This window comes from Streptomyces sp. NPDC059567 (assembly GCF_042735655.1).
Taxonomy (GTDB): Bacteria; Actinomycetota; Actinomycetes; order Streptomycetales; family Streptomycetaceae; genus Streptomyces.
On record NZ_JBHWBS010000090.1, the window covers coordinates 1 to 12,215 of the forward strand.

The 12,215-nt window shown below is 72.2% G+C and carries 12 protein-coding genes and 1 pseudogene; 8 read left to right on the forward strand and 5 right to left on the reverse strand.

Features of this window, described 5'->3' with window-relative positions; genetic code table 11:
• Positions 1-367: 367 nt before the first annotated feature.
• Together fusA and yidD are read left to right on the forward strand one after the other, a co-directional pair.
• Positions 368-2,437: pseudogene (gene fusA, locus ACFVZW_RS29590) on the forward strand (elongation factor G); the annotation flags it as partial.
• 441 nt (positions 2,438-2,878) lie between these two features.
• Positions 2,879-3,088, forward strand: coding sequence for a membrane protein insertion efficiency factor YidD (gene yidD, locus ACFVZW_RS29595; RefSeq protein ID WP_384527601.1), 210 nt, complete (start codon positions 2,879-2,881; stop codon positions 3,086-3,088).
• A gap of 51 nt (positions 3,089-3,139) precedes the next feature.
• Here the strand turns inward: yidD and ACFVZW_RS29600 are convergent, their stop codons facing one another.
• The gene (locus ACFVZW_RS29600; protein ID WP_384527522.1) at positions 3,140-3,802 is read right to left on the reverse strand and encodes a 1,4-alpha-glucan branching protein; all 663 of its coding nucleotides are present in this window, start codon (positions 3,800-3,802) and stop codon (positions 3,140-3,142) included.
• A gap of 107 nt (positions 3,803-3,909) precedes the next feature.
• Here ACFVZW_RS29600 and ACFVZW_RS29605 point away from each other — a divergent pair, with 107 nt between their 5' ends.
• From ACFVZW_RS29605 to ACFVZW_RS29615, 3 genes are all read left to right on the forward strand, one after another.
• The gene (locus tag ACFVZW_RS29605; protein WP_384527525.1) at positions 3,910-4,836 is read left to right on the forward strand and encodes a glutaminase; all 927 of its coding nucleotides are present in this window, start codon (positions 3,910-3,912) and stop codon (positions 4,834-4,836) included.
• 223 nt (positions 4,837-5,059) lie between these two features.
• The gene (locus tag ACFVZW_RS29610; RefSeq protein WP_384527527.1) at positions 5,060-5,257 is read left to right on the forward strand and encodes a hypothetical protein; all 198 of its coding nucleotides are present in this window, start codon (positions 5,060-5,062) and stop codon (positions 5,255-5,257) included.
• 7 nt (positions 5,258-5,264) lie between these two features.
• Positions 5,265-6,725 carry an aldehyde dehydrogenase family protein gene (locus tag ACFVZW_RS29615; RefSeq protein ID WP_384527530.1) on the forward strand — a complete coding sequence of 487 codons (1,461 nt, stop codon included), beginning with the start codon at positions 5,265-5,267 and terminating at the stop codon, positions 6,723-6,725.
• On the opposite strand, the gene ACFVZW_RS29620 is transcribed toward ACFVZW_RS29615, so the two are convergent.
• The gene (locus tag ACFVZW_RS29620) at positions 6,713-7,441 is read right to left on the reverse strand and encodes a transporter substrate-binding domain-containing protein (protein WP_384527533.1); all 729 of its coding nucleotides are present in this window, start codon (positions 7,439-7,441) and stop codon (positions 6,713-6,715) included. The two genes, ACFVZW_RS29615 and ACFVZW_RS29620, sit on opposite strands and share 13 nt — an antisense overlap.
• 23 nt (positions 7,442-7,464) lie before the next feature.
• Positions 7,465-7,938, reverse strand: a complete 474-nt coding sequence (locus ACFVZW_RS29625) for a MarR family winged helix-turn-helix transcriptional regulator (RefSeq protein WP_384527535.1) — start codon at positions 7,936-7,938, stop codon at positions 7,465-7,467.
• A 133-nt stretch (positions 7,939-8,071) separates the two neighbouring features.
• Here ACFVZW_RS29625 and ACFVZW_RS29630 point away from each other — a divergent pair, with 133 nt between their 5' ends.
• Positions 8,072-9,520, forward strand: a complete 1,449-nt coding sequence (locus tag ACFVZW_RS29630) for an MFS transporter (RefSeq protein ID WP_384527538.1) — start codon at positions 8,072-8,074, stop codon at positions 9,518-9,520.
• Positions 9,521-9,686: 166 nt separating this feature from the next.
• On the forward strand, positions 9,687-10,454 hold the full coding sequence (locus ACFVZW_RS29635) for an NPP1 family protein (protein WP_384527541.1): 768 nt from the start codon (positions 9,687-9,689) through the stop codon (positions 10,452-10,454).
• 61 nt (positions 10,455-10,515) lie between these two features.
• Here ACFVZW_RS29635 and ACFVZW_RS29640 read toward each other — a convergent pair whose 3' ends face one another.
• Entirely contained in the window at positions 10,516-10,734 is a 219-nt protein-coding gene (locus ACFVZW_RS29640) for a DUF6296 family protein (protein ID WP_384527544.1), read from the reverse strand.
• Between the two features lie 97 nt (positions 10,735-10,831).
• Entirely contained in the window at positions 10,832-11,608 is a 777-nt protein-coding gene (locus tag ACFVZW_RS29645) for a helix-turn-helix domain-containing protein (RefSeq protein WP_384527547.1), read from the reverse strand.
• Positions 11,609-11,695: 87 nt separating this feature from the next.
• Here ACFVZW_RS29645 and ACFVZW_RS29650 point away from each other — a divergent pair, with 87 nt between their 5' ends.
• Positions 11,696-12,097, forward strand: coding sequence for a nuclear transport factor 2 family protein (locus ACFVZW_RS29650; RefSeq protein WP_384527549.1), 402 nt, complete (start codon positions 11,696-11,698; stop codon positions 12,095-12,097).
• Positions 12,098-12,215 lie beyond the last annotated feature (118 nt).

Sequence of the window (12,215 nt, forward strand, 5' to 3'; positions counted from 1 at the left end):
GGCCGGCCCGGCCCGGGCCGGCCGGCGCCCCCTTACGCCCGCACGGACGGGATCTAAATCGGTGTCGCCGTCGCGGACGGGTCCCTAGACTCACTCACGTGCCGCCGGCAACCCGGCGTGCCCGACCATGCGAACCGAGGGGAGCCGACCGTGCGTTGCCGTATCGCCGCCGTCGTCTCCCCGTCACGGTACGACGTGATCCTGATGTCCCGGTCCGACCGGTGCCGGCTGCGCGGCCGCCATCGGACGCCCGTGACGAACTTCTGAGCCCACCCTTCTCCGGGGGCTCGATCCGCCCGCTTCCGGGCCGTCTTCGTCCGGGAATCGCGCCGCCCTGTTCTCGAAACACCTCGAAAGGCCCCGGGCCGTGCGTACCCACCTTCACCTTCCCCTGCCCGACTCCCTGAACAGCGTCCGGAATCTGGGCATCCTCGCCCATGTCGACGCCGGCAAGACCACCGTCACCGAACGGATGCTGTACCTCACCGGCGCCATCCACAAGCGCGGCGAAGTCCACGACGGCACCACCGTCACCGACTTCGACACCCAGGAGCGCGACCGCGGCATCACCATCTTCGCCGCCGCGGTCAGCTGCGTCTGGGACGACCACCGGATCAACCTCATCGACACCCCCGGACACGTCGACTTCTCCGACGAGGTCGAGCGCTCGCTGCGCGTCCTCGACGGCGCCATCGCCGTGTTCGACGCGGTCGCCGGGGTCGAGCCGCAGAGCGAGACGGTCTGGCGACAGGCCGACCGGCACCAGGTACCGAGGATCGCGTTCGTCAACAAGCTGGACCGCGCGGGCGCCGACCTCGACACCGCCGTGGCCTCGATCCGGGACCGGCTGCACACCGTGCCGCTCGTCGTCCAGCTGCCGATCGGTCAGGAGGACGGCTTCACGGGGGTCGTGGACCTCGTGCACATGCGCGCCCTGGTCTGGGCCCCGGGCAGCGACACGTACACGGAGGGCCCCGTGCCCGACGCACTCGTGGACGAGGCGCGACATCGCCGTCGCGCCCTCGAGGAGGCGGTGGCAGAGCTCCATCCCGCCGCGCTCGAGGAGTTCTGCGCGCGCTCGGAGCTCGCCGCGCCGACGCTGACCGCGGCCCTGCGTGATCTCACGCGGACCGGGGACGGCGTGGTCGTGCTGTGCGGATCGGCCTACCGCAACCGCGGGATGGAGCCGCTCCTCGACGCGGTCGTCTCCTACCTGCCCTCGCCACTGGACGTACCGCCGGTCCAGGGCTCCACCGCGGACGGCGCGATGGAGGAGCGGGCCGCCGACCCGGCGGCACCCTTCGCCGCCCTGGTCTTCAAGGTGAACTCGACCGCCACCGGGCGACTGACCTACCTGCGTGTGTACGCGGGAACGATCGGAAAGGGAGATGTCGTGCTCGACGTGGCCGCACGGCGCACCGAACGGATCGGCCGCATCCTCCGGGTGCAGGCCGACCGGAACACCGAAGTGGACCGGGCGCAGGCCGGGGACATCGTCGCGGTCGTCGGAGTGAAGGACGCCAGGACCGGTGCCACGCTGTGCTCACCTTCGGCGCCCCTGCTCCTCGAACCGCCCACCGCGGCCGACCCGGTCGTCTCCGTCGCGGTCGAGGCCCGCAGAAGCCTCGACACCGACCGGCTGGCGTCGGCGCTGGCCCGGCTCGTCGAGGAGGACCCCTCGCTGAAGGTCCGCACCGACCCCGAGACCGGCCAGACCGTGCTGTCGGGCATGGGCGAACTGCATCTGGAGGTGGCCGTGGAGAAGATCCGCCGGGCCCAGGGCCTGGACCTCGGCGTCGGCAGGCCGCAGGTCGCCTACCGCGAGACGGTCGTCCGCGGCGTCTCCGACCTGGTCTACCGGCACGTCAAACAGGACGGTGGCTCGGGCCAGTTCGCCCACGTCGTCCTCGACGTGGCGGCGCTGGCCCCCGACGCCGGTACGGCGGGGGAGTTCGCCTTCTCGTCCACCGTCACCGGTGGCCGGGTCCCGCAGGAGTATGTCCGCGCGGTGGAGGCCGGCTGTCGCGACGCCCTGGCCGAGGGCCCGCTCGGCGGCCATCCGGTCACCGGTGTCCGGGTGACGCTGACCGACGGCGCCACGCACTCCAAGGACTCCTCGGAGATGGCGTTCCGCACCGCCGGCCGCCTCGCGCTCCGCGAGGCGTTGCGCGCCAGTGCGATGACGCTCCTGGAGCCGGTGGTCGAGGTCACGGTCACGGTGCCCGACAGCGCCGTGGGCGGGGTGCTCGGTGACCTGGCGGCACGACGCGGCCGGGTCTCCGGCTCCACCGCACGTGCCGGTACGGCTGTGATCACCGCGACCGTGCCGTTGGCCGAGCTCTTCGGCTACGCGTCCCGGCTGCGCAGCCGCACCCAGGGCCGGGGCACCTTCACCACCAGGCCGACCGGTTACGCACCCGTCCCGGCCGGCCTGGCGGCCGCGACGGCGCCCCGGTCGCCGCTCTCGACGGGCCCGCCCTCCTCCGGGCGGGCCCGTCCCACGCCCACGCCCACGCCCATGCCCACGCCCATGCCCACGTCCATGCCCTCGGCCGGGCTCTCGGCCGGGCTCTCGGCCGGGCTCTCGGCCGGGCTCTCGGCCGGGCCCGAGATCGTGCCACGCATATCATCCGATGGACACGGAGGGGGCATTGTGACGTCATCGAGGAAGCCCGGGCGAAGCGACCGCCGACGCAAGCGGCGTGAGGACGGGGAAGAGGGCTGCTGCTCCGGGATGCTCGACCACTGCGTCGCGACCCGGCAGTGCTGCCCGGACATGTGGCTGACCCTCCTTCCGGCTCTGTTCCTGGCCCTGTTGCGCCCCACGGGAGGCCGGCGACCGTCATCCGGCCGCCCCACCGGGCGCGTTGCCGGCGCGATGTACACGGCCGTCCAGTACTACCGCGAGGAGATCAGCCCACGCCGTCCGCCGTGCTGCCCGTACACGCCCAGCTGCTCCACGTACGCCGTCAAGGCACTGAGCCGCCACGGCGCACGGCGGGGCGCTCGCCTGACGGTGGCTCGCCTGATGCGCTGCAGGCCGGCGGCTGCCCGGCGCCGGGGCTTCAGGGACCCGGTGCCGGACTGACCGCCGGTCGACGCGGCGAGGCCCCGCAGGCCCCGACGCTCCGATTCTCGGTCAGCCCGCGTTCTCGCGTACGACGACGAACGCGCCGCGGCCGCGGCTCCCGTCCGGGGTCTCCCACTCGGCGGTGACCTGACCCCGTGCGTCCGCCGGACCGTCCGCCTCCTGGAGCACCCTTGTCAGAGCGAGGGTGAGCGGGGCGTCCCCGGCTGTCCGTACCGCGAGTTCGGTTCCGTGCGGTCCTTCGGTGACGGCGCCCGGTCCGGTCGCGGCCGTGAGGCCGTCTCCGTCGAACCGTCCCGTGACGGAGCGGTCCGGCGTGTCGGTCTCGCTCTGCGCCTGCGGCTCGGCGCGGCCTTCGAGCAGCGCCAGCAGCCGGTCCACCAGGACCGGGTCGTGGATCCCGTCGTACACCCAGCGCTTGCCGAGGACACCGTGCTCGGAGGTGCCGACCAGGGCGTCGGCGGGGGCGCCGTCGAGCGGAGCCCCGCGATAGGTCAGCGGCAGGTGGTACGAGACGGGCCGGTCTCCGGAGCCGTCCGTGACGACCATGAACTCGATGCCCACCTCCCCCTGCGGGTCGTCGAGCCGGAAGCCCCCGGCCTTGGCGAGCTCCGGTGCGCGCCCGGTGGCGACGTACCACGGCCGGGAGGGCAGCCAGGCGGCGAACAGCTCCAGCTTGGTCGGGGTCATGGTGGTGCGATGAATGACAGCCATGATCAGTGAACTTCCCGTCGCGCCGCCCGGTTCCCGTCACCGGAGTGACGGCCGCACCTCACGCGTGGGTACGCCCCGCGCGTCACCCGCCGCGGGTCGGCGGCACAATGAGGATCATGTTGCTGTCGTTCCAGCCGGTCCTCGAGCGCATCGCCGAGGAGATCGGGGATCTCGTCGGCCGGGGCCGACCCGCCGACTACATTCCGGCGCTCGCCGTCGGTGACCCGAGCCGGTTCGGCATGGCCGTCGCCGAGCTCGACGGGACGGTGTACGGGGTGGGGGACTGGCAGCAGCCCTTCTCCACCCAGTCCGTCACCAAGGTGTTCACCCTCGCGCTCGCCCTCGCCCGGGAGGGCGAGGTCCTCTGGGAGCACGTCGGACGCGAGCCGTCGGGCAATCCCTTCAACTCCCTCGTCCAGCTGGAGTACGAGCACGGCATCCCGCGCAACCCGTTCATCAACGCGGGCGCGCTGGTCGTCACCGACCGGCTGCACAGCCTCACGGGCGACGCATCGGGCAGCCTGCTCGACCTGCTGCGCGCGGAGAGCGGGAACATGGACCTCGACTTCGACCGGGACGTGGCCGCATCGGAGACCGCGCACGGTGACCGCAACGCCGCGCTGGCCCACTTCATGGCCTCGTACGAGAACATCGAGAACGCCGTGCCGGTCCTCCTGCGCGAGTACTTCCGGCAGTGCTCGATCGAGGCGTCCTGCGCCGACCTCGCGCTCGCCACCGGCTTCCTGGCCCGCCACGGCATCCGCGCGGACGGCTCACGGCTGCTCACCCGCAGTCAGGCCAAGCAGGTCAACGCCGTCATGCTCACCTGCGGCACCTACGACGCGGCGGGGGACTTCGCCTACCGCGTGGGCCTGCCCGGCAAGAGCGGTGTCGGCGGCGGCATCATCGCCGTCGTCCCGGGCCGCTGCACCCTGTGCGTATGGAGCCCCGGCCTCGACGAACGCGGCAACTCGGTCGCGGGAGTCGCCGCCCTGGACCGCTTCACCACGATCACCGGGCTCTCCGTCTTCTGACGTCGTACCGTCGCCGCGAGCGCCGCGGCTTCGACCTTCCGCGTCACAGCCGGGTGGGACGGTGCGCCGCCATCGGAGGAGCCGTACGGGACCGAGTCGACCGAACCGAGTGCGCACGACGGTGGGCCGGTCGGTCGACTCCGGGCGCCGCCGGGGCCGCGCCGCGAGGCGAGCGGAGGGCGTACGGGTGAGGATGGGAAGGTCGTCACGACCAGGAGCCGCCATGACCGATCGACCCACCCACCACGACCCCGCCCGCCGGCACGCCCCCGCTCCGTGGGAGGCCGGGCCCGTCGCCGCGCCCGGACAGGGGTACCCCGCCCGCTGCATGACCGCCGGGGACTACTGGTACGACCGCGGCGCGGAGAGCGCGGGCACCGGCACGACGTTCGGGGCGCGCGCCCGCACGGGCGCGGAGTAGCCGCGCGGTGGCCGTCACGCGTGAGCTGCTGATCGGCGGCCGGGAGGTGCCCGCCGCCTCCGGTCGCACCACCGAGGACCTCGACCCGTACACCGGCGAGGTGTACGCGACCGTGGCCGCCGCCGGCCCCGAGGACGTCACCCGGGCGGTCGACGCGGCGCACGCGGCCTTTCCGGCATGGGCGGCGCTCGCCCCCTTCGCCCGCCGGGCGGTCTTCCTCAAAGCGGCCGACCTCCTCGACGCCAGGACCGAGGAGGCCGCCGCGCTCATGGCCGGTGAGACCGGCAGCACGCGGCCGTGGGCGCACTTCAACGTGGGGCTCGCCGCGAACATCCTGCGCGAGGCCGCGGCGGCGGTCACCGCGCCCCGCGGCGAGGTGCTCAGCGCCCAGGAGGAGGGCGCGCTGGGACTCGCGGTGCGTGAACCGCTGGGTGTCGTCGCCGCGTTCGCGCCCTGGAACGCGCCCCTCATCCTCGGCGTACGGGCCGTCGCCGCCCCACTGGCCGCCGGCAACACGGTCGTGGCGAAGCCGAGCGAGAGGGCGCCGATCGCCGCCGGGCTCTTCGTCGCCGACGTGCTGCGCGAGGCCGGGCTGCCCGACGGGGTCCTCAACGTGCTGACCAACGCCCTCGAGGACTCCCCCGAGATCGCCGAGACGCTGATCGCCGATCCGCGGGTCCGCGCGGTCGACTTCACCGGCTCGACCGACACCGGCCGCCTCATCGGCGCGCACGCGGCGCGCCACCTGAAGCCCGCGGTCCTCGAACTCGGCGGCAAGAACTCCGTGATCGTCCTCGACGACGCGGACATGGACTACGCCGTCGACGCGGCCACGTTCGGCGTCTTCATGAACGCCGGCCAGATCTGCATGTCCGGCGACCGCCTCCTCGTCCACGACAGTCTCGCCGAGGAGTTCACCCGGCGGTTCGCCGCCCGTGCGGCGGCGCTCCCGGCCGGCGACCCCGGCCACCCGGACACCGTCATCGGGCCGTTGGTGAGCGAGGCCGCGGCCCGCCGGGTCGCCGCGCTCGTCGCGGACGCGGTCGCCGCGGGAGCCACTGTGCTGACCGGCGGAACCGAGCCGCGGGGCGCGGTGCACCCGCCGACCGTACTCAGCGGTGTGACCAGGGAGATGGAGCTGTACTACGCGGAGGTCTTCGGGCCGGTGTGCGTGGTCGACACCTTCGCCGACGACGAGACGGCCGTCTCCCTGGCCAACGACACCGAGAACGGGCTGACCTGCGGCATCATCACCGAGAACGCGACCCATGGACTGGCGGTCGCCCGCCGGGTCCACTCCGGCATCGTGCACATCAACAACCAGTCCGTCGCCGACGAGCCCCACGCTCCCTTCGGCGGCGTGAAGGCCTCCGGCTACGGGCGCTTCGGCGGGCGCTGGGGCATCGAGTCCTTCTCCAACACCCGCTGGGTCACGATCGCCGGCCGGCAGGCCCGTTACCCCTTCTGAGGCGGCGCGACGAGAGTGTCCGACTGGTGCGCCCGCCGCAGTGCGTCGGCGACGAATCCGTCGGCCTTCAGCTCCTCGACGAGGTCGGACAGGAACCGGACGGTCGCGGGCCGCCGGGACAGGGTCGTGCCCACGGCCTGCCGGATCTGCATGAACCGTTCCTCGATCAGCCGGAGTCCGGGACGGGAGGAGACGTACTCGGTCATCGGCTGCCGGATGCCGGCCGCGACCTCCAGTCCCTCGGAGCGGAAGACGTCCACGCCCTCCTCGCCGCGTACGACGGACGCGTGGCGCAAGGTGCGCGAGAGGTAGAGGTCGTACGCGGACCCCCGCTTCACACCGATCCGCACACCGTCGCGGTCGACGTCGGCGACGGTGGTGAGGGCCGAGTCCCGGTCCACCGCGAACACCCCCTCGATCACGACGTACGGGGCGGTGAAGGCGACCTCGGCCTCCCGGGCGGGTTCGACGGCGAGGAAGCAGAGGTCGGCCCGGTCCGTGGCCATCGCCTCGTACGACTTGCGCGCCGCGTCGAAGCAGACGAGTTCGACCGGTACCCCCAGCCGCGCGGCGATCTCCCGCGCGAGGTCGACCGTGATCCCTGCCGGGGCCTCGGGCGTGCCCGCGGCCAGGACCGGATTGCCCAGGTTGATCGAGGCCCGCAGTACGCCGGTCGGTGCCAGATCCTCGCTGATGTCAGCCGTCGCGCTCGTCATGGGGCGGAGTCTAGGACACCGCCTCACACCGGGTGCGTGGCGTCCGGGCGCGGCCAGGGGCGGCCTTCGAGGTGCTCGATGTCGCTGTTGAACCGCCTGAGGTACGCGGCGAAGTCGGCCACCTCGTCGGCCGTCCAGTCGCTGAGGACCCGCTCCAGGCCGCGGACGTTCTCCGCGCGGTCCGCGTCGAGGCGGCGCCGGCCCTCGGCCGTGATGCTGAACTTGCGGGCGATGCCGCCGTCGGGGTCCGCGATGCGCTCGACGACCCCGGCCTTCAGCATGGCCGCGGTCTGCCTGTTGAGCGTGGAGGCGTCCAGGCCGAACGCCTCGCTGAGCTGGCCGATGGACATGGGCCCGTCCATCCGGATGCGGCTGAGCAGGACGTAGGCGCTCCGATCGAGCCGTCCGGCGGTGCTGCGCGTCCGGGGGTTGAACAGATGCGAGTGCCGCCCGACGAGCATGGTCTCGAACTCGATCAGGTGCGTGGGCTTTTCCATGGGTGCCATCCTCCCAACCCCGCACGGCCGTCCGCCAACCACCGGCTGCTTCATATGCAGGATACATGCAATGTGTACTCTGCATCTGATGTGTACGATGCACATCATCGAGCAAGCCCCGAGGGAGAACCACGTGAACAGCTCAAGGACCGACGCCCGCCCCGGTGGTGTCGTCGGCGTACTCGCCTTCGCGGGCATCGTGGCCGCGCTCATGCAGACCCTGGTCGTCCCGCTCCTCGGCGACCTGCCGCGCCTCTTCGACACCAGCGCGTCGAACGCGTCCTGGGTGGTCACCGCGACCCTCCTCGCGGCCGCGGTGGCGACTCCCGTCGCGGGACGCCTCGGCGACATGTACGGAAAGCGCCGCATGTTGCTCGTCTCCGTGGCGCCCCTCGTCCTCGGCTCCGTCGTCTGCGCCCTGTCCTCCTCCGTCGTTCCGATGATCGTCGGACGCGGCCTCCAGGGCATGGGCATGGGCGTGGTCCCCCTCGGCATCAGCCTGCTGCGCGAGGTGCTGCCCGCCGAGCGGCTGGGCGGATCCATCGCCCTCATCAGCGCCTCCATGGGCGTGGGCGGCGCGCTCGGCCTGCCGTTCGCGGCGGCCGTCGCCGAGAACGCCAGCTGGCGCGTGCTCTTCTGGGTCGCCGCCGCCCTGAGCCTCGCGGTCGGTGTGCTGATCGGGCTGCTCGTCCCCGCCGGCCGGACGGACTCCGCCCCGGGCCGGTTCGACGTACCGGGAGCGCTCGGTCTCGGCAGCGCCCTGGTCTGTCTGCTGCTCGCCGTGTCCAAGGGCTCCGACTGGGGCTGGGGGAGCGCCACCACGCTCGGCCTCTTCGGCGCCGCGGTCGTCATGCTGCCGGCCTGGGGGTGGTGGGAGCTGCGCACCGCCGAGCCGCTGGTGGACCTGCGCGTCACCGCCCGCCCGCAGGTGCTGATGACGAACGGCGCCTCGATCCTGGTCGGCTTCGCGATGTACGCCCAGTCGCTGGTCGTGCCGCAGCTCCTCCAGCTGCCCGAGGCCACCGGCTACGGTCTGGGCCAGTCGATGCTGGCGATGGGACTGTGGATGGCCCCCGCGGGCCTGATGATGATGGTCCTCGCCCCGCTCGGCGCCAAGCTCACCGCCGCCCGCGGCCCCAAGGTCACCCTGGCCGCCGGCAGCCTGGTCATCGCCCTCGGATACGCGTCCGCCCTGCCGCTCATGGGATCCACCGGCGGCCTGCTCGTCGTCACCCTCGTCTGCAACACGGGCGTCGGCCTGGCATACGGCGCGATGCCCGCCCTCATCATGGGCGCCGTCCCCCTCTCGGAGACCGCGTCGGCCAACAGCTTCAACACGCTGATGCGTTCGATCGGCAGCTCCGTCTCGGCCGCCGTGATGGGCGTCGTCCTGGCCCAGATGACCACGGACTTCGGCGGCCATCTGCTGCCCTCCGAGGACGGCTTCCGTGCCGCCCTGCTGATCGGCAGCGCCGTGGGTCTCGCGGCGGCGGCGGTCGCCATCCTCATCCCGGTACGCCCGGGGGCCGACACCCCCGGGACCACCGCCCCCTCGCACCCCGTGTCCGGGGCCAAGGTCTGACCGACCGTACCCGCCGGCGGGCGAGACCCGCGGCGAGGGCTCGGCCGTCCTTCATCGCACGGCCATCGCAAGGTCCTCCGAGGTTCGCAGGGGTACGGCATGACTGATATGGGCATGTCAGTCGCAGCCGCGCACCCCCATACGGCGGCCCGTCAGGAGGACACAGGTGAAGACGAGTTCGCGGATCCGCAGGGTCTCGCTCATCCTCGGCAGCAGCATCGCGTTGGTCGTCGCCGTTCCGGGCAGCGCCCTCGCCGCGCCGCCCACGGCGCTGCCCGCGTCGGCGGACGAGCTGGAGCGGACGTTCCAGCCCGCCTTCGACTACGACACGGACGGCTGCTACGCCACACCGGCCATCGGCCCGGACGGAACCGTCAACGGCGGTCTCAAGCCTTCCGGGGCCCTCAACGGCCAGTGCAGGGACTCCTGGGACCTCGACAACACCAACGGCTACGCGCGCTCGAAGTGCAACAACGGCTGGTGCGCCGTCATCTACGGCCTCTACTTCGAGAAGGACCAGGCCGTGGCGGGCAGCGGACTCGGCGGGCACCGCCACGACTGGGAGCACGTCGTGGTGTGGATCCAGAACAACCAGGCCCAGTACGTCTCCACCTCAGCCCACGGCGATTTCAACACCTACGGCCGCGACCGGATCCGCTGGGACGGGACGCATGCCAAGGTCGTCTACCACAAGGACGGTCTGAGCACGCACTGCTTCCGGCCCGCCAACTCCAATGACGAGCCGCCGGAGAACCACGAGCACCAGTGGCAGTTCCCCGCCCTGGTCGGCTGGAACGGCTACCCCGCCGGACTCCGCGACAAGCTGAGCCAAGCCGACTTCGGAAGCGCCCACTTCGGTCTGAAGGACGGCAGCTTCCCCGGCCATCTGGCAAAGGCGAAGCCGGCCGGGATCCCGTTCGACCCCTACGCGTGACGGGGCACGTGCGGCCGGCGAGGTCCGGCCGGACGTCCGAGCGGCCACGCCTGACGGGAGGTCACGGCGAGGGGACGGCGCGCACGGGCACGTCGTGACTCTGGTGGCCTCCGCTGGCCAGTATCCGTACGTTGCCCTGCTCGTCGATCTCGGCCCGCACGATGCCGGTCTCGTCGGCGTACACCGGGTGCCCGCCGGCGCCCTTGCGGTCCGTGCGGGTGACGACGATGGAGTCACCCGACACCGGAAATGTCAGCTCGTAGCGTTCGACGCTTTCCATCCGCCCTTTATAGGTGAACCGCACGCCGGTCAGCCGCTCCGACACCTCCCACAGGCGCCGTGACGGCGCGGAAGTACAGGCAGCAGGGGCAGCCAGGTCAGTCGTCGGCTTCCGTGAAGTAGGCGGCGCTCTCCGTGTCCGCCGGGTAGTACGACTCGATCGTGACCTCGGCCAGCGTGATGTCCATCGGGTTGCCGAACGTGGTGGTGGTCGAGAACAGCCGCAGTGCTCCCTCTCGTCCGCCGAAGCGGAAGATCATCGGGAGCACGGTGTCGGATTCGCTCGCCAGGCTGGTCGTCTCCTCGGTCTCGGGCGTCAGTAGCTCCTCGAAGAGCGCGCCGAGCTGCGCGTCGGGAGCGGTGGCGAGCTGACGCGCGATGCGGGAGCGGAACACCGCGCGTACGTCGGCCAGGTTCACGAGCCGCGGAGCGAGCCCGTGCGGGTCGAGCGCCAGCCGCACCATGTTGATCGGCGGACGCAGCAGGTCGGGAGCGACATCCGCGAAGAACGCATCGACCGCGCGATTGGTCATCACGACGTTCCATCGCCGATCGAGGACCAGCGCGGGGTACGGCTCGTGTGCCCGGAGCACCCTCCCGATCGCGTCCCCTGCCGCCGACAGCGCGTCGCTGTCGAGCGGCCGCTCGGCGTACCGGGGTGCGAAGCCGGCCGCGAGCAACAGCTGGTTGCGATCCCGCAGCGGCACATCGAGCTGATCCGCGAGCCGCAGGACCATCTCGGCGCTCGGACGGGACTTGCCGGTCTCGACCAGGCTGACGTGACGAGCCGACACATCGGCGGCGATCGCCAGATCGAGTTGACTGAGCCGTCGGCGATTCCGCCACTGCCGCAGGAGCTCCCCGACCGTGTACACGATCACCAGGATCGCGCATCGCGGAGCCGTACGCCATGACATCGGAGTTCATCGACAAGCCTCGCGACCGCCGAACACACTGCGTCCATGACCACGGACACGGAGAACAAGAGCATCGTCGAACGGGCGCTGGCGCAGCTGGTCGGGACGGGCGACGTCGATGCGCTCGCGCCGCTGCTGAGTGACGACTTCGTCCATCACCGGCCGGACTCGACCTCGTCCACCAAGGCGGAATGGCTCGCCGCCGTACGCGCGGTGCCGCTGGACGACCTGCGGGTCGAGGTCCATCACGTGATGGCCGACGGCGATCACGTCATGATGCATTCGCGGCGCCGGATCGCGGGCGACGCGGGGCCGGGTATCGCCGGCGTCGACATCTGGCGGTTGGCCGAGGGGCTGATCGTCGAGGGGTGGGAGATCATCGAACCGGTCGCCGACGCGGCGGCCCATGTGGTGTGGTACGAGGCAACCGCCCCTACCGGGCGTTAGATCGGATGGCCGTCCGCGACCAGGTGCCGTCGCGGACGGCGCCGCGGACGGCGCCGCGGACGGCGCCGCGGACGGCGCCGCGGACGGCGCCCCGGACCGCGCCGCGGGCGGGGCCCCC